Source organism: Stenotrophomonas sp. (assembly GCF_050737575.1).
Taxonomy (GTDB): Bacteria; Pseudomonadota; Gammaproteobacteria; order Xanthomonadales; family Xanthomonadaceae; genus Stenotrophomonas.
In genome coordinates this window covers 465068-481188 of sequence record NZ_JBOHXW010000003.1, presented here as the reverse complement: position 1 = coordinate 481188, position 16121 = coordinate 465068, and the positions used below count along the sequence as shown (strand labels likewise).

Sequence of the window (16121 nt, the reverse complement as noted above, 5' to 3'; positions counted from 1 at the left end):
GCGCCGGGAAAACCTTCGCGACAGCCCCCCTCTGTTCTTTATGCGGCGCTATAGCTATGCCGCCACAGTGGATGAACTGACCAGACTCCCCTTGTCCATGAGCAGGGTTCTGCTCGCGTAGCTGGCGGCCTTGGGGTCATGCGTGACCATGATGATGGTCTTCCCATGCACCTGGTTCAGTTGTTGCAGCAGGCGCATCACCTCGGCCGCCGATTCGCGATCTAGGTCGCCGGTCGGCTCATCACAGATCAGGATTGTCGGATCGGTCACGATGGCACGGGCAATGGCGACGCGCTGCTGCTGGCCACCGGACAATTCACCTGGCCGGTGCTGCATGCGCTCGGCAAGGCCAACCAACGACAACGAGACTTCCGCCCGCCGCTTGCGCTCGCTGCGCCCTAACGGCGTCAGCAGCAGCGGCAGGGCGACATTGCGCTGTGCGGTCAGTGTCGGCATCAGGTTGTAGAACTGGAAGATGAAGCCCACGTTCCTGCTTCGCCATGCAGACAGTTGGCTCACGCCCATCTGCTCCATGCGCTTGCCTTCAATGACGATTTCTCCCGCGCTGGGGCTGTCCAAGCCTCCCAGCAGATTCAGCAGCGTGGTCTTGCCCGAGCCGGAGGGACCCATCAGTGCCAGGAACTCGCCGCTGGCGATTTCCAGATCGAGATCCTGCAGCACCCTGACCTTCTCGGCACCGCGCTGATAGACCTTGCAGACCTTGTTCATCGTGATCATCGGTTTCGTTTCACTCCGCCAACTTCCAGTACCAGGCCGCATCACCGCGTCTCCGCAATGGCGACAACGTCTCCCTCGGTGATGTCCTTCGACGGATTCAGAACCACCCGCTCGCCTGCGACAAGACCCTCAACCGCGACGCGCTCGACGTCAGCCGCGCTGCCGACCACCACGTCGCGACGGCGCACGATCAGGTCGCTGTCGACCACGAACACATGGGTCTGTCCGTCTTGCTGTTGCAAGGCCTGCTTCGGAATCATCAACAGCGATGCAAGCTTGTCCGGCTGCACTGCGCCTGCCTCTGCTTCTGTTTCGATGAATCTGATCCTCACTCCCATGTCCGGCAAAATGCGGGCATCACGCTGCTTGAGCGCAATACGCGCCCTGACCGTTGCCTTTCCGCGGTCGGCCGTAGGAATGATGGCGATGACCTGACCTGGCATCTGCAATTCCGGGTACGCATTGGGTATCACGGTCGCCGCCATGGACGGCACGACCCTCGCGATAAAGGCTTCCCCCACTTCCACTTCAACTTCCAGGGATTCCATGTCCACGATGCTGGCCACGCCGGTCCTGGTGTAGCCACTGGAGGCGCCCGGCGAAATGATCTCGCCCACCTGCGCGGCCTTTGAAGTGATTACGCCGGAGAATGGCGCACGGATCTCCGTATATGCCAGATGCACGCGAGCAACCTCCGCCTGCGCCTTGGCGGCCTCCACCACACCGCGTTGCGAGGCGAGCTGCGCCTGCAACTCCTTGGCCCTGGCCACCGCCTGCTCGGCGGCCTGCGCCGAAACCAGTCCAAACCCGCCAAGTTCCTGAGCGCGCCGGCGATCCCGCTCGGCCTGCGCAAGCTGCACCTCATATTGCCGGGCCACCTGCTGCGCCGCCGCGACCTGGCGCAAGGCTGCCTCCAGCGCGGCCCGCGCTGAGTTTGCGTCCAACCGCGCCAGCAGCTGACCCTGCGCGACATGATCCGCTTCCTCGAACAGCGTTTCGACCAGCATTCCAGTGACCTGCGCCGACACGGTCGCGGAACGGCGTGCCACCACATAACCGCTGGCATCCAGGACACCAGCCTGCCTGCCGACCGAACCCGCGGCCCTCACCGTCTCAACCCGCACGCTTTGTGCACCAGCACCCACCGCAACCCAAACACTGCATGCGCAAGCGACAGCAACAACCACACTGGCCAGCAACACACAACCCTGGGGCCTGCGCCACCACGTCTTCGGCACGCCGTCATCTGGCCGTTCGATCCTCAACGCTTCCAGCAACGATGCGCTGGCACCCAACCTGTCTACCGTCATTCCTGTGAGCTCCTTCTCTTCACACCACGTCGCATCTCCGGCACCGGGCTAGTCGCGCAAGCTCGCGACAACCGAGCCAACTACAAGCTTCCACAGAGGGAACAACACGCTCAGCAGACACAGCACGATGCTGTACGCCACGATCATTGCCGCGACCCCGGCATCAATCACAAAGTGCGCATAAACCGCCTGATTCACACCGGATGTACCGAAGCTCACACCGTCCAGCAGAAACCAAGCCACGGCGATGACGGCTACGGTGAAGACCAGCCCGATCTGAATCAGATCCAGCGACACGGCCATGGCGGTCGCCACGCGATCAAACCCAATGGCGCCCAGCGTCGCCATTTCCCTGCGTCTTCTTTCGAGCACCATCCCGAGTGTCGTTGAGATCGCCAGGACCGCGCCTGCTCCCAGCAGAATGGACACCCCCAACGCCGCCATGTTCACGAAGCCGGATACCGTTCCCAGTTGCTGTTCGTAGTACTCCGACTGCCGCATCACCCTCACCCCTTCAAGGCGGGGATCGTCTGCAACCATCTTCCGCAGCGTCTGGAACCCCTCGGCTGATTCCAGCGCAAGCCAGAGAACGGATACGCGGCCCGGCCGGTTGTACGCAGCCTGCAGATCAGCCATATCGGCCCAGAGTTCGGACTCCCACGCGCCTCCATTGGCTTCCAGCACTCCCGATGGCAGCCAGTCTTGCCCGCGAAACTGGATTGACCCGCCAGCAAGCTCATCGATATGGGATCTGATGGCGCCGCCAATCAGCAGCTGCCGACTACCACTGACCGGAGCCGTGCGTGCTGGCAGCGCTGACGCATCCGCCACATCCCAGGTGCTGCTGGTGACACCTCGTACCAGCACAGCCATGCTGCTTCCATCCACACCGCGAAGCTTTGCATTGGCCAGAAACTGCGGCGCAACCAACGGGACTCCGGCGCTGTCCCGAGCAACGACGGGAAGCGCAGATATCACCGCTACCTGCTCGACCCCAAGGCTGCTGCCGGCCTCGTCAAACGCGCCACTGGAAAGAACCACGGCGATGTTGTCTTGACCCGTTTTTGCAGCAATGCGATTGATCCCTGCCGGGATTGCAAGCATGACCGACAGCGCAGCGGCAGATATCGCAAAGCCCGCACCGACAAGAAGGCTGTCCTTTGGCCGCGCCCAATGCAGGGACACGAAGAACAGCAGGAGATGAACCACCTGTTTTATCCAATGCATTTTTTTACCGCGACCTCGCCCAACCGATTAGTTCCGCAGATGCTCTACGGGAGACAGCGTGCGAATCTGCAGCGCCGGCCACGACAGACTGACAAGCCCAAGCATCACCAGCGCTGGCAGCAGCTGCAGCAACGTTCCCTCCTGCACTTTGATCTGGCCCAGCAACCAGGAAACATGTGGGTTCAACAACATCAGCACCATGTACGCCATGCCAATGCCAAGCAGCGCGCCGATGCTTCCGACAAGCAGGTACTCAAGCACCAGCGCGAAAAATTGCGTCCTGCGATTGAATCCGAGCGTTTGCAGGACCGCCATGCTGGACCGGCGCTGGGCAGCGAGATGGGCGAGCACACTGACGAAAACCAAGCCCGCACACGCAAGCATGGCCAGCACAATCAGCCCAAGCAGTGACTGCACCTGGCCGAAGCGGGCCAGCGCGGACTCCGCGCCACTGGACACATTCGCCTGCAAAGGCGGATCGGCACCGGTGAATGCCTGCTCAATCTCCTCGCCCAACGCTGTCAGACGCGATGCATCTACGCCCCGAACCACGGCACGCAGCACTTGGTCACGTTGTGGCTCCGGCAGAAGGCCGTTGAAGTAGGCGTAGTGCCCGTATGCGAGGCGGTCACCCATCCCGCTGCGCCCTGGCGGTAGTACACCTGCAATCCTGATCGGAATCCGCGTATTCGACAGGAACTCCACCGGGCTCAACTCCATGCCCGGATGCAGCCCGCAGCGCTCAGCCGCTTCAGCGCCTACCAGGATTCCATTGCTACTCTCCTCCCAGCTTTCCAGCTGATGCGCCAGCGCACCCCCTGACCGCAGAAAAGCGGAAGCTCCCGAACCTCCATAAGCATTCACCGTCAACGTTCCTGCCCCCGAACCGCACGGAAAGCTGGCCATGGAAAAGTACGACACCGCGGCAACGTCCGACATCTGCTCAAGCTGGCGCACATGCCGTAGCGGAAATCCGCTGTTCTGTACGCGAGCATTTGCGATGCCAAGGCTCGCATTGACTGCAGCGCCCATTTTCGAGGCGAGGAATGGAGCGGCAATGGCTGACAGCACCATCCATGCCATTACGGTGATCGCCAATGTCGCGATCAGCGACAACACCCGCAAAGGCTGTTCACCGGTGCGTATCCATGCAATGAAGAACGCCGAGCGGATCGTGGGCCACATCGGCTCAGCGCTCCAGTGTGAAATCAACCATGCGCAGCTGGCCCTTTGATCGTGCAACCACGTCACGCAATCCGTCGCGGTACGGTTTGCATGCCGCACTGCACTGCACGCCGGACAGCAGCAATGCCGTCCATTGGGCCTCGCCTGGAGGGGAGATCGGAGCGCCCATTGATTCGGCGATTTCGCTCACCTGTGTGAGCTTCACCGGGGAAAGTGCTGCGGCACTCGGTGTTTTCATCCTGCCTGGAATGCCGGCCAACGCCGCCTCGTCTTGCAGACGTGCCACCAACTTGCCTTCTGGGCTGTACAACCACACAGCAGGAAGCTGGATCTGTGCCGCGTCTCCGGAAGCGAGTGAAACATAGCTCCGAAAGAAGGTGCTCATATCGCCGGACACCCGAACTTCACCGCTGCCGTCACTTGTCCATGCCGATCCGGCCAGACAGAGCAGGAGTAGCGACAGACACGCCTTCCATCGCCTGCAGCACGCCGAAACATCCGTCGATTTTGCTCTCTTCATCCTGCGGATGAGGGAATGGAAGCGGCCAAGGCAGCCCCGGCGATGACCAGACAAGCGAATGACGCGCGGATCTTCTTCAACATCGCAATCTCCCTATTGGCTAGTGAAACGTGACGGAACTCATCTACTCACCTCGTTGGCGAGCCCGTTTTTTTAGGCTGTCTAGCAGGCGACATCAACCTCATACAAATGAGGCTATCGGCGTAGGAATTTCCTTGACGAAGTCACCACGTCCAGCGCGCATCCATGCACTGCATGCATGTGAAAACTGCACAACGTTCGGGTGCTTTGCGTGGACGATTGAAGATCGAAATGGTCATGCGGCAGCCCGCATTTTGAATATGGGGAGGGACCGCAGAACTGATCTGGATGCTCCATCGTGCTGCCATCTGTCTGCCCCGCAGGTCACCACTCCGGCGCTCACCTCAGCCAGTTCCAGCCCGCCATTGCAGGCATAACTCATCCGCCGTTCTGCGCAGGAGCGCATGAAACGGGAAGCTCGAACCGGTGCGCATCCTGACTGCGAGGCAGAGCAATGTAGTCCGGCTCTACCTACTGTTCTCGGCAATGGCGAAGCGGACACGCCCGTTGCAGGCGGCGCAATCGCAATCGCAATCGCCGTAGGCTGGGGTGCAATCCCAGCATCCAACCTCCGTCGTGATGGGATTTCATCCCAGCCTGCGCATGCTCAATGAATACGCATGCGCGATCACCACGGTGCGAAACTGACGATCAACGCCAGCACGATCACCAATGTGCCGATGATGATGATTCCGCGTTTGGACAGAATGCGATCGCGGCTCATGGTCGGCTCCTGACATCGTTCATACGTTGACAACACAGTGAACGCGACTCTGTTAAGAAGCGGCAAGTACGCGTGAAATCCGGCATTCCAAATGCTGTATCGCAGACACGGCATGGACGGCGAAACGAAGCCTTCTGTGGTCACCGCGTCACCGGGAATGCAGTTACTCAACCGGCGGTGCGGGTTTCATCCGCGCTATTTCCACTGCATGCGGAACACGCGTGATTCCAGAGAAAAAAGGCCAGAGCGCAAACTCCACTCTGGCCCCACCCCTTACTTCTCGCGACACTCGCGCGGCACCATCCGTCCGACCGTGTAAGTCAGCTCCGTGCCCTTGCCCCGCAGGTTATGCATGGGCGTTCCATACGAGAAACCAGAGCCGGTGACCTGCGCGGGCAAGTCCACCGTGCTGCCATCGGGCTGCACGACGCGTGCCACCTCGCCCGCATAAATCACCGTCAAATCCGGCCCGCCCTCGCAGGTGTAATTGACGCGACGCTCGGCCGCCGTACTGTCTGACGGATGCGTGGCACAGCCGGCCATCGAAGCCACCACCAATCCTATAAGCACCATTTTCACGCGTGCATTCCTCCAGTGAAGTTCGTTTGTCATCGACCACGTTGGCACGGCATGAACCGTCACCCCGCTACATTCCACGCCAGCCTGCCGGGCCTTCGGTGAAACTCCCGTGAGAATTTAGGCCAGCGATCCACGGAACCAGCATGGACCGCGATGCCCTTGTTGCCCGGATAAGCGCAGCGCACCCGGGGCCGAACAACCTCGGCGACAACGCATACAAACGTCGATCGACCATCAACAAAAAAGCCGAGCATCCGCTCGGCTTCTTCGATCACGACAAACGCCAGGTGCACTGCGCTTACCTGGCTACGGCACTGCGTTTAACCGCGTCATGCGCAAAAGCGAACGCGGAAACCCGCCTCTGCTCGTGCTTTGCGACAGCGGTTTCGCGCTATCCGCAGGAATCAGAAACGGTACATCACGCCCAGCCCCAGCACCGGGTACACGCTCAGGTCGATCTTGTCTTCCAGCTCGCGGCGCTCCTGCTCCAGATCTTTCTGGAACTGCGGGTCGCTCGCCAAACCCGTCGCATGCAGCTGAACGCTGGTCTTGGCCGAAATCACACCGAGGTCAGCAAAAAAGCCCAGGCCTTCGCCACGCGAACGATAGCCCACGCCCACATACGGTGCGACGCTGTCCTTGATTTCCACGCGACCGCGCAGCTGGCCCACGTCGGCGGCGCTGTATTCCACGCCATTGAACTCGTACACACCACCGGCGAGCGGCATACCCGTGACCGCCGCACTGATATCGCCCATCACCAAACCTGCCGACACGTGGAAGCCACCTCCCATCGGGTGCCAGTTGAGCTTGAGGCTGGTGTTATTGAACTTCAGGTCGCCCTTGTAGCTGACCTCATCGGTGCTCTCGTCGCCACTGATGCTGAAAGCGTTGTAACCCACGGTGGCGGAAAAATGATCATTGAACTGCGCGTTCAGATCGACGCCATAACCCAACGTCGAAACGCCAGCACCCGCGCTCAGGTCATCGAAAGCACCCGCTGCGGCGGCCGGTGCCACCACGCTGATTGGAAGGGCGATCGCCAGAGCAAGCAGATTGAATTTGAACATGAACAAATACACCAAAGCAGGGAGAAAAGGATCAGCCAAACGGCTCCCGCCAATAGCGGCCGCCCCACTGGAATCTGTATGGCCAGCCAGCAATCACCTGCAGCGCATCATCTGTTTCTGAAGACGGTCGTCCTGACGCCTGAGCAAGCACAGCCGCACAACGAAAAAATCGGCGGCGCGGCGTCTTCGATCACTGCAAACTGCACCAAACAACGTAAAAGGCCGGAGCGGGAATCCTGGCTCTGACCTCTGTTTTCCGGGCCCCTGTTTTCCCTGACCCCTGTTTTCCAAAAGCACTTAACGGATACCGCTTTTGTAGCTCGGGTAAGCGCAGCGCACCCGGGGCCGCATGAATCCATAAGCCACGCGAAGTCGCGATTCCTCAAATTTCCGAATGACCCAAGAAAGCAGGCGACAAGTCGGCTGAGCGCTGCCCCCGATCATCAAAAACCCCCGGGTGCGCTGCGCTTACCCGGGCTACGGGTTACCGCGCTGGCTCTCCAAAGCCAACATCTGGCGAGGACTCGTCGCACGCCCAGTCTTCCGGCAACAAGCCCTCGCGGACGTAGCGATGAAACGTCGAGTGCGGCCAGTCGCGCACCGCTGTCACCCAGCCATGTTTCAACGGGTTGATATGCACGTAATCCACGCAAGCTTGAAGCTGGGCTTCATCGCGGATTGTTCGCTCCCAGTAGCGCGCCTGCCAGGGGGATCGATGGCCCGGCGCGAACACTCTACGGGTGAAGCCCTTCTTGATGTCCTGCCACAGCCGTGGATAGTCATCAGTGCTCGCGCCCAGCTGGATCACCGCATGCAGATGCTCCGGCAGCACCACCGCAGCCAAAACCTGGTGAGGAACCCGACACGCCGCATTACGCCACGCCTGTTTCAGCGCATCGATCTCCCGCACCAGCAAATCACCACGCCTGTCACGCAACGTCACAGTGAAGAAGTACGCGCCGCCAGCAATGCGGTTACGTCGATAGTTGACCATCGCTCAAGCGTAGCCATGCGCCGAAGTACCGCACGTCGCACGATCCGTAAGCAAACCACCCACCGCCTTGTGATCCACCGTAGCCCGGGTCAGCGCAGCGCACCCGGGGCCTCGTGATGGTCACAATGGCAGCAGATCACAGCGGAGACGGGGAAGTGCCTGTTTGCATGAAAGCCAATGGTTACCAGCAAGAACAAAAAAGCCGAGCATCTGCCCGGCTTCGTTGACTACCGATTCCCCGGGTGCGCTGCGCTTACCCGGGCTACGTCACTGTTTCGCATATTCCTACCCACCCAAACCGCATCAGGCCGTCGCATTCCGTTTTTCTGCCTCAAGCAACAACGCCTGATAGAGCTGCAAGCGGATGCGCATCAGGTTGGCAACGCTCACGACGACGTACAGCAGAACCAGGAATACGCCAAGCACAACCTGCCATGTCGGCATGGCCAGCAGACCCTTCCATTGGCTGATGAAAAGAAACATGGACGCAAAGACCGGCAGCATACCGAGTCTTTCGACGCCACCTGCAAGAAAGCCAATCTTGGCGGTTAGTTGCCCAAGATGCAGACGGACAACACGTTCAGCCTTAGTCAGCTCTGTTGCCGAAAACCCAGCCAGCCAATCCAGCATGTGGTCAAAGTACGTGCGGTCGTGGTCAAGCTGCTGCACCTGATCCTTCCGCCAGCGCCAGAGCTGCAAACCCATTACACCGCAGTTCCTGATAATGCTGGGAAGTCCAGCGGCGTAAAGAATAATCAGCCCGCTCTTCGCGGCGTCGACCATCCACTGTGCCGGCCCCAACCACTTCGCCAGAAAATACGGCGCCAATCCCAACACTGCTCCGGCGAACGCGACAATGTGCAACACCTTCAACCATCGCGGTGTGTTCAATACACCCGCAGGCCCATCCGGCACATCGCGCAAGCGCTGGTCCAACGCCGCGAAGGACAATCCCTGTCTACGATCAGCCTTCATCTCCACCTCCCAATTCCTGATGCGGCCCATCTTATCGGCATCAGTTCATGCTTCGTGCTTTCGAGGCGCCGCCTCTGGCCTTCCGCAATAAGGAAGGGCCAGAGCGGAAACCTGATTCTGACCCCTGCTTTCCGCTCCCAAATAAAAACCCGGCTTTCGCCGGGTCTTTATACACTCTTGTGGACTCACATCAACCGCACTTGCTATACCCACAATTCAAGCAAGTCTGGCAGCCATCCATGATCACCAGCGCCTTGGTGCTGCACTTATGGCACATGGTGGCGGCGGGCGGGAAGCTGCCGTTGTCGGCGCTGTCGATAATCACCAGCGCTTCTTCACCCTCGCTCAGCGAAACGGTGGGCGCTGCAATTACGTCACTGTTTTTTTTTGAGCGCTCTTCAAACTGCTTGCGCTTCTCGGCGATGAGGGCGCGCTGGTGGGCGCTCATTTCCGGGTCGTGCAGCAGGCCGATGGACTTGAGGTGGTCTTCGACGATGGAGCCGAGTTCGGCGACCAGCGACGGCATGTACACGCCACCGGCCTTGAAGTAACCGCCCTTCGGGTCGAACACGGCCTTCATCTCATCGACGATGAAGGTGACGTCGCCGCCCTTGCGGAACACGGCGGACATGATGCGGGTCAGCGCGACGATCCACTGGAAATGCTCCATCGACTTGGAGTTGATGAAGATCTCGAACGGGCGGCGCAGCTCGTGCTCGGTGTCCTGGTTGAGCACGATGTCGTTGATGGTCACGTAGAACGCGTGTTCCACCAGCGGCGATTTGATCTTGTAGGTGCTGCCGATCAGCATTTCCGGGCGCTCGATGCGCTCGTGCATGTGAACGATGTTGTCTACGGGGGACTCGACCGGGGCCACCGCCAGCGCGGCGTTGGCCGCTGCAGCTGCTTCACGGGCTTTGTCGTCCGCGGTGATGACGGAGTAGCCCTTGATTTTCTTGTCGATCTTGACGGCCATGGTGCGAGTCCTGGTTATGCGTTGCGTACGGATTGCGGCAGCAACCCCGGCCCTGACGGGACGGGGTGCGCGGTGCGGCTTACTTGCGGGCGGTCTTTTTGACGGCCTTCTTTACTGCGGTTGCCTTCTTGGCAACGGTCTTCTTTGCCGAAGCTGCTTTCTTGGCGACCGTCTTCTTGGCGACGGTGGCCTTGCGGGCAACCTTCTTCTCGGCGGTCTTCACGGTCTTCTTGACGGCGGCGACCTTCTTGCCAGCTTTCTTCTCGACCTTCTTCACTGCCTTTTTGGCGGCGACGGTCTTCTTGCCGATGACCTTGGCAACCTTCTTCTGTGCAGCCTTCACCGTCTTCTTGGCGGTGGCGGTCTTCTTGCCGACGACCTTGGCAACCTTCTTCTGCGCTGCCTTCACCGTCTTCTTGGCGGCGGCGGTCTTCTTGCCGACAACCTTGGCGACCTTCTTCTCGGCAGCCTTCACCGACTTCTTGGCAGCGGCGGCTTTCTTGCCGACAACCTTGGCGACCTTCTTCTCGACGGCCTTCACCGACTTCTTGGCAGCAGCGGCTTTCTTGCTGACAGCCTTGACCAGCTTCTTCTCGGTCGCCTTGACCGACTTCTTGGCAGCAGCAGCCTTGGTGGAAGCCTTCTTCTCGACCTTGGCAATTGCCTTCTTGGTCGCGGCCTTCTTGCCAGCGCCCTTCTTGGTCAGCTCAGCGGCTTCAGCCTTGGCGTTGGCCTTGGCGGCTTCCAGCTTGCTGCGCACGGACGAAACGGTCTTCTTCACTTCCTTCTTGGCGGTGGCGGCTTTCTTGGCCACAACCTTCTCAGCCTTGACCACGGCCTTCTTTACTTTTGCCACCTGCTTCTTGGCACCGGCTTCCACTTTGCGCGCGCGGGTCTTGACCACGGCAACCGCTTCGGTCGCAGTGGCAGCGATGGTTTCGCCCAGGTGAGTTGCAGTTTCTTTCACGTTTTCAGCAACCTGCGAGACGGTCGCGGTTACACCATTGCCATTGCTCATGTTGCCCTCCTAAGGGCGTCCGGTCTGTAATGCTGGCGATGCTATATCGAAGCGGATGCAACGGGAAACAAACGCACAACAAAAACCCGGTGGCCGCAGCCACCGTCATGCCACTCCGCAGCGTTGCGGAGCGGCAATGAGGGCACTTAGAACTTGCCGTAATAGCCTTCTTTGAGGGCGTCGAACAAGTTGGCGGCGGTGTGCATTTCGCCGTCGTATTCGATCTGTTCGTTGCCCTTGACCTCCACCACCTGGCCGTCGTCCAGCTCGAAGCGGTAGGTGGTGTTTTCCAGATCAGCTTCCTTCACCAGCACGCCCTGGAAGGCGGCCGGGTTGAAGCGGAACGTGGTGCAGCCCTTCAAACCCTGCTCGTGGGCGTAGCGGTAGATGTCCTTGAACTGCTCGTACGGATAGTCGGTCGGTACGTTGGCGGTCTTGGAAATGGAGCTGTCCACCCACTTCTGCGCGGCGGCCTGCACGTCCACGTGTTCCTTGGGCGAGATGTCGTCGGCGCTGATGAAGTACTCCGGCAGCTGCGCGTCGGCGTCTTCGGCAAACGGCATCGCCTTCTGGTTGACCAGCGCGCGGTAGGCCAGCAGCTCGAAGGAGAACACGTCCACCTTCTCCTTGGACTTTTTGCCTTCGCGGATCACGTTGCGGCTGTAGTGGTGCGCGAACGAGGGCTCGATGCCGTTGGAGGCGTTGTTGGCCAGCGACAGGCTGATGGTGCCGGTCGGGGCGATGGAGCTGTGGTGGGTGAAGCGCGCGCCAACTTCGGCAAGCTCCGCAACCAGCTCCGGGGCCACCGTGGCCACGCGCTGCATGTAGCGGCTGTAGCGGGCGTGCAGCACCTTGCCGGTGATCTTCTGGCCGAGCTTCCAGCCGTCCTTCTTCATTTCCGGGCGCTGGCGCAGCATGGCGGCGGTGACCTTGAACTCTTCGTCCATGATCGGCGCGGCGCCCTTTTCGCGGGCCAGTTCCAGGCCGGTTTCCCAGCCAGCCACGGCCATGTCGCGGGCAATGGCGTCGGTGAATTCGCAGGACTGGGCCGAGCCGTACTTCATCTTGAGCATGGTCATGGTGCTGCCCAGGCCCAGGAAACCCATGCCGTGGCGGCGCTTGCGCATGATTTCCTGGCGCTGCTGTTCCAGCGGCAGGCCGTTCACTTCGACCACGTTGTCCAGCATGCGGGTGAACACGCGCACCACTTCCTTGTACTCGTCCCAATCGAACGAGGCCTTGTCGGTGAACGGGTCGCGCACGAACTTGGTCAGATTGACCGAGCCCAGCAGGCAGGCGCCGTACGGCGGCAGCGGCTGTTCGCCACACGGGTTGGTGGCGCGGATGTTTTCGCACCACCAGTTGTTGTTCATCTCGTTGACGCGGTCGATCAGGATGAAACCCGGCTCGGCATAGTCATAGGTGGACACCATGATCATGTCCCACAGGTGACGGGCACGGATGTGGCCGTACACCTTGCAGGCCACCAGGCCGTCGTCGCGGACGATGTAGTTTTCGTGGGTCGGCCATTCGCGCCAGACCAGGTCCTTGGCGTTCTGGTCGACCTCGGCCTGTTCCTTGGTGTTGATCGGGAACACCAGCTGCCAGTCGGCGTCGGTGTTGACCGCGTCCATGAAGCCGTCGGTGATCAGCAGCGACAGGTTGAACTGACGCAGGCGGCCGTCTTCGCGCTTGGCGCGGATGAAGTCCTTCACGTCCGGATGCGACACGTCGAAGGTGCCCATCTGCGCGCCACGACGGCCACCGGCCGAGGACACGGTGAAGCACATCTTGTCGTAGATATCCATGAAGGACATCGGCCCGGAGGTGTACGCACCGGCGCCGGCAACGAACGCACCGCGCGGACGCAGGGTGCTGAACTCGTAGCCGATACCGCAGCCGGCCTTCAGCGTGAGGCCCGCTTCGTGCACCTTTTCCAGGATGCCGTCCATCGAGTCGGTGATGGTGCCCGACACGGTGCAGTTGATGGTGCTGGTGGCCGGCTTGTGCTGCTGTGCGCCGGCATTGGAGGTGATGCGGCCGGCGGGAATGGCCCCGCGGCGCAGCGCCCACACAAAACGCTCATACCAGTAAGCGCGCTTCTCGTCGGTGGCTTCGGCATCGGCCAGGGCACGCGCGACACGCTGGTAGGTGCCGTCGATATCGGCATCCAGCGCTTCACCTGCCTTGGTCGTCAGGCGGTACTTCTTCTCCCAGATGTCCTGCGAGGCAGGTTGCAGGGGAATCAGGTCCGACTTGGTTTGATTGCTGACCACTTCCAGACGCACCGTACTCATTGATGGAAATTCTCCTGGGGCACCAAGCGGTGCGATTTACTTTTTCCCCGGCAGGCCGGGCTGCAACGACGACGACGCACAGACGCGTGATTACGCGCCTGCTGGCGGGATGGGAGGAATCCGGGGACTGCCGGTGTTCTGCATCACTGTCGCGGTCATTGCACGCCTTCCGTTGGGGTGCTTGCACCCCGAGCGATAACCCTACTGCTTGGGGACATGTTTCACATCAACCCAACATCTAGTGGGTGATGGCGAGGCCCAGCTTACCCACCACCGGGATGAAGTCAAACAAAAAATCTGCATTTCGCCTATTGCATTTCGTGCAGGCCGCGCCGGCCTTGAGGATGCGGTCCAGCAGAGAATTTCATTGTCGATTTAGGTGCCACCGGCCACACTCGCGTTCAGCAATCCGCCCCGCCCCACGGCCGCCATCGGCGCCCCTGCATGGAATCTCTCGGCTTATGCGACCGCTCCCCACCCTGCTCACGCTGGCCCTGGCCGCTGCCTTTGGCGGCTTCACTGCCAGTGCCATCAATGCCCATCTGGACAACCGCGCCGAGGCCGCCAATGCCTCCGCCCTGCTGCCCACCAGTGCCGCCCTGCCCGCCGCCGTCGCCGGCCAGGCGGTGCCGTCGCTGGCACCAATGCTGGAACAAGCCATGCCGGCGGTGGTCAGCGTCAACACCAAACAAGTGGTGCGGGTGCGCAACCCGTTCTTCGACGACCCGTTCTTCCGCCGCCTGTTCCCGCAGGTGCCGCAGGAGCGCATCAACGAGTCGCTGGGCTCCGGCGTCATCATCGACGCCGCCAAGGGCCTGGTGCTGACCAACCACCACGTCATCGACAACGCCGACGACGTGCGCGTGACCCTGGCCGACGGCCGCACGGAACGGGCCGAGTTCATCGGCTCGGACCCGGACACCGACATCGCGTTGATCCGCATCCCGGCTGAAAAGCTCACCGCGCTGCCGCTGGGCAACAGCGACCAGTTGCGCGTGGGCGACTTCGTGGTGGCCATCGGCAATCCGTTCGGCTTCAGCCAGACGGTGACCTCGGGCATCGTCTCGGCGGTGGGCCGCAGCGGCATCCGTGGGCTGGGCTACCAGAACTTCATCCAGACCGATGCCTCGATCAACCCGGGCAACTCCGGCGGCGCGCTGGTCAATCTGTCCGGCCAGCTGGTCGGCATCAACACCGCCAGCTTCAACCCGCAGGGCAGCATGGCCGGCAACATCGGCCTGGGCCTGGCCATTCCCTCCAACCTTGCGCGCGACGTGGTCGAGCAATTGGTGACCAAGGGCGTGGTGGTGCGCGGCACGCTGGGCGTGGAAACCCAGAACCTGACCCCGCAGATGGCCAGCGGTCTGGGCCTGAGCGAAACCCGTGGCGCCTTGATTACCCGCGTGCTGGCCGACTCCGGCGCGGCCACGGCCGGGCTGAAAGCCGGCGACGTGGTGTTGGCGATCAACGGCCAGCGCGTGGACAACGCGCAGGCGCTGCACAACTACGAAGGCCTCTCCACCGTGGGCCGCAGCGTTGATCTGGACGTGCGCCGCGATGGCAAGCCGCTGCAGCTCAAGGCGACGTTGAAGGAACAGCCGCGCGCAGTCAGCGGCGACGCGCTGGATCCACGCCTGGGCGGCGCGACGTTTGCCGACCTGCCCGAATCGCTGCGTCAGGCTGGTCTCAATGGCGTGCTGGTCAACGATGTGGCACGCGGCAGCCGCGCGGCGCAATCGGGTTTGGCCAGTGGCGATGTGATTCTGGCCGCCAGCAGCGGGCAGTTCACCGACCTGGCCAGCTGGCGCGCAAGTTTCAGCCCGCGCCCGCAGCAACTGGTGTTGAACATCCTGCGCGGCAACGCCCGTGGCCAGTTGGTGATGCGATGATGCAGCGCGCGCCGCAACGCGTTCATGCGCTTTTTTCAGGCAGACGTTGCTGCAGTTGTGTCGTCGCGGTGAACACGCTCTAACGTTCCTTACACCCGACAACTGCTATTTGTGTCGTTCCTGCTGTAACCCGCGCGTCGCACAGCGGCGCCTTTAGTTGAAACCTGGAGATCACGATGAGCCCCACCAACACCGACAACATGAAGGAACATCTGGGCGAGGCTGGCGCGCATTTGAAGTCTGCCGCCTCCGCTGCCAGCAGTGCCGTCAAGGGCGCCAGCGGTGCCGCTGCCGATGAACTGCGCCTGGGCAAGGCCAACCTGAAGGCTGAGTTGTCCGACAGCGCGCTGTCCGGCCTGGCCGCCGCCGAACTCTCCGGCGCTGCCGCCAAGGAGCAGGTGGACGCACTGATGGACAAGAGCAAGGACCTGATCGACAGCGCCGCCGAGCTTATCCGTGAGCGTCCGCTGGCATCGTTCGGTGTGGCCTTCGCGGCCGGCTGGATCATCGCCAAGCTCGCCCGCAGCAACGACTGATC

The 16121-nt window shown here is 61.3% G+C and carries 16 protein-coding genes; 3 read left to right on the top strand and 13 right to left on the bottom strand.

Features of this window, described 5'->3' with window-relative positions; genetic code table 11:
* Window positions 1-54: 54 nt before the first annotated feature.
* The 8 genes from ACREP4_RS08305 to ACREP4_RS08270 form a co-directional block, all read right to left on the bottom strand.
* Entirely contained in the window at window positions 55-738 is a 684-nt protein-coding gene (locus tag ACREP4_RS08305) for an ABC transporter ATP-binding protein (protein WP_431595700.1), read from the bottom strand.
* A 41-nt stretch (window positions 739-779) separates the two neighbouring features.
* On the bottom strand, window positions 780-2048 hold the full coding sequence (locus ACREP4_RS08300; protein ID WP_431595699.1) for an efflux RND transporter periplasmic adaptor subunit: 1269 nt from the start codon (window positions 2046-2048) through the stop codon (window positions 780-782).
* Between the two features lie 48 nt (window positions 2049-2096).
* Complete coding sequence (locus ACREP4_RS08295; protein WP_431595698.1) at window positions 2097-3257, bottom strand: ABC transporter permease; 1161 nt, start codon at window positions 3255-3257, stop codon at window positions 2097-2099.
* Window positions 3258-3302: 45 nt separating this feature from the next.
* A complete protein-coding gene (locus tag ACREP4_RS08290; RefSeq protein ID WP_431595697.1) occupies window positions 3303-4460 on the bottom strand; it encodes an ABC transporter permease in 1158 nt (385 codons plus the stop codon).
* Between the two features lie 4 nt (window positions 4461-4464).
* The gene (locus ACREP4_RS08285; protein WP_431595696.1) at window positions 4465-4845 is read right to left on the bottom strand and encodes a hypothetical protein; all 381 of its coding nucleotides are present in this window, start codon (window positions 4843-4845) and stop codon (window positions 4465-4467) included.
* A gap of 1213 nt (window positions 4846-6058) precedes the next feature.
* Window positions 6059-6358 (bottom strand): MliC family protein, encoded by a 300-nt coding sequence (locus ACREP4_RS08280; RefSeq protein ID WP_431595764.1) that lies wholly within the window; start codon window positions 6356-6358, stop codon window positions 6059-6061.
* A 65-nt stretch (window positions 6359-6423) separates the two neighbouring features.
* Window positions 6424-6639: a hypothetical protein gene (locus ACREP4_RS08275; protein ID WP_431595695.1), complete on the bottom strand. Its 216-nt coding sequence runs from the start codon at window positions 6637-6639 to the stop codon at window positions 6424-6426.
* A 129-nt stretch (window positions 6640-6768) separates the two neighbouring features.
* On the bottom strand, window positions 6769-7434 hold the full coding sequence (locus ACREP4_RS08270) for a hypothetical protein (protein ID WP_431595694.1): 666 nt from the start codon (window positions 7432-7434) through the stop codon (window positions 6769-6771).
* A gap of 78 nt (window positions 7435-7512) precedes the next feature.
* Here ACREP4_RS08270 and ACREP4_RS08265 point away from each other — a divergent pair, with 78 nt between their 5' ends.
* On the top strand, window positions 7513-7680 hold the full coding sequence (locus tag ACREP4_RS08265; protein WP_431595693.1) for a hypothetical protein: 168 nt from the start codon (window positions 7513-7515) through the stop codon (window positions 7678-7680).
* A 238-nt stretch (window positions 7681-7918) separates the two neighbouring features.
* Here ACREP4_RS08265 and ACREP4_RS08260 read toward each other — a convergent pair whose 3' ends face one another.
* The 5 genes from ACREP4_RS08260 to ACREP4_RS08240 form a co-directional block, all read right to left on the bottom strand.
* Window positions 7919-8428: an REP-associated tyrosine transposase gene (locus tag ACREP4_RS08260; protein WP_431595692.1), complete on the bottom strand. Its 510-nt coding sequence runs from the start codon at window positions 8426-8428 to the stop codon at window positions 7919-7921.
* 303 nt (window positions 8429-8731) lie between these two features.
* Window positions 8732-9403 carry a hypothetical protein gene (locus ACREP4_RS08255; protein WP_431595691.1) on the bottom strand — a complete coding sequence of 224 codons (672 nt, stop codon included), beginning with the start codon at window positions 9401-9403 and terminating at the stop codon, window positions 8732-8734.
* Between the two features lie 190 nt (window positions 9404-9593).
* Window positions 9594-10379: an NrdJb gene (locus ACREP4_RS08250; protein WP_431595690.1), complete on the bottom strand. Its 786-nt coding sequence runs from the start codon at window positions 10377-10379 to the stop codon at window positions 9594-9596.
* Between the two features lie 79 nt (window positions 10380-10458).
* A complete protein-coding gene (locus ACREP4_RS08245) occupies window positions 10459-11397 on the bottom strand; it encodes a histone (protein ID WP_431595689.1) in 939 nt (312 codons plus the stop codon).
* A gap of 146 nt (window positions 11398-11543) precedes the next feature.
* Complete coding sequence (locus tag ACREP4_RS08240; RefSeq protein ID WP_431595688.1) at window positions 11544-13694, bottom strand: adenosylcobalamin-dependent ribonucleoside-diphosphate reductase; 2151 nt, start codon at window positions 13692-13694, stop codon at window positions 11544-11546.
* A 461-nt stretch (window positions 13695-14155) separates the two neighbouring features.
* Here ACREP4_RS08240 and ACREP4_RS08235 point away from each other — a divergent pair, with 461 nt between their 5' ends.
* Both ACREP4_RS08235 and ACREP4_RS08230 read left to right on the top strand, forming a co-directional pair.
* Window positions 14156-15583 carry a Do family serine endopeptidase gene (locus ACREP4_RS08235; protein WP_431595687.1) on the top strand — a complete coding sequence of 476 codons (1428 nt, stop codon included), beginning with the start codon at window positions 14156-14158 and terminating at the stop codon, window positions 15581-15583.
* A 176-nt stretch (window positions 15584-15759) separates the two neighbouring features.
* Window positions 15760-16119 (top strand): hypothetical protein, encoded by a 360-nt coding sequence (locus ACREP4_RS08230; protein WP_431595686.1) that lies wholly within the window; start codon window positions 15760-15762, stop codon window positions 16117-16119.
* Window positions 16120-16121 lie beyond the last annotated feature (2 nt).

Excerpts from the sequence above, each read along its gene's own strand:
- ACREP4_RS08305 (WP_431595700.1), bottom strand. The coding sequence starts at position 738 with ATGATCACGATGAACAAGGTCTGCAAGGTCTATCAGCGCGGTGCCGAG.
- ACREP4_RS08300 (WP_431595699.1), bottom strand. The coding sequence starts at position 2,048 with ATGACGGTAGACAGGTTGGGTGCCAGCGCATCGTTGCTGGAAGCGTTG.
- ACREP4_RS08290 (WP_431595697.1), bottom strand. The coding sequence starts at position 4,460 with ATGTGGCCCACGATCCGCTCGGCGTTCTTCATTGCATGGATACGCACC.
- ACREP4_RS08285 (WP_431595696.1), bottom strand. The coding sequence starts at position 4,845 with ATGAGCACCTTCTTTCGGAGCTATGTTTCACTCGCTTCCGGAGACGCG.
- ACREP4_RS08280 (WP_431595764.1), bottom strand. The coding sequence starts at position 6,358 with ATGGTGCTTATAGGATTGGTGGTGGCTTCGATGGCCGGCTGTGCCACG.
- ACREP4_RS08270 (WP_431595694.1), bottom strand. The coding sequence starts at position 7,434 with ATGTTCAAATTCAATCTGCTTGCTCTGGCGATCGCCCTTCCAATCAGC.
- ACREP4_RS08265 (WP_431595693.1), top strand. The coding sequence starts at position 7,513 with ATGGCCAGCCAGCAATCACCTGCAGCGCATCATCTGTTTCTGAAGACG.
- ACREP4_RS08260 (WP_431595692.1), bottom strand. The coding sequence starts at position 8,428 with ATGGTCAACTATCGACGTAACCGCATTGCTGGCGGCGCGTACTTCTTC.
- ACREP4_RS08255 (WP_431595691.1), bottom strand. The coding sequence starts at position 9,403 with ATGAAGGCTGATCGTAGACAGGGATTGTCCTTCGCGGCGTTGGACCAG.
- ACREP4_RS08250 (WP_431595690.1), bottom strand. The coding sequence starts at position 10,379 with ATGGCCGTCAAGATCGACAAGAAAATCAAGGGCTACTCCGTCATCACC.
- ACREP4_RS08245 (WP_431595689.1), bottom strand. The coding sequence starts at position 11,397 with ATGAGCAATGGCAATGGTGTAACCGCGACCGTCTCGCAGGTTGCTGAA.
- ACREP4_RS08240 (WP_431595688.1), bottom strand. The coding sequence starts at position 13,694 with ATGAGTACGGTGCGTCTGGAAGTGGTCAGCAATCAAACCAAGTCGGAC.
- ACREP4_RS08235 (WP_431595687.1), top strand. The coding sequence starts at position 14,156 with ATGCGACCGCTCCCCACCCTGCTCACGCTGGCCCTGGCCGCTGCCTTT.
- ACREP4_RS08230 (WP_431595686.1), top strand. The coding sequence starts at position 15,760 with ATGAGCCCCACCAACACCGACAACATGAAGGAACATCTGGGCGAGGCT.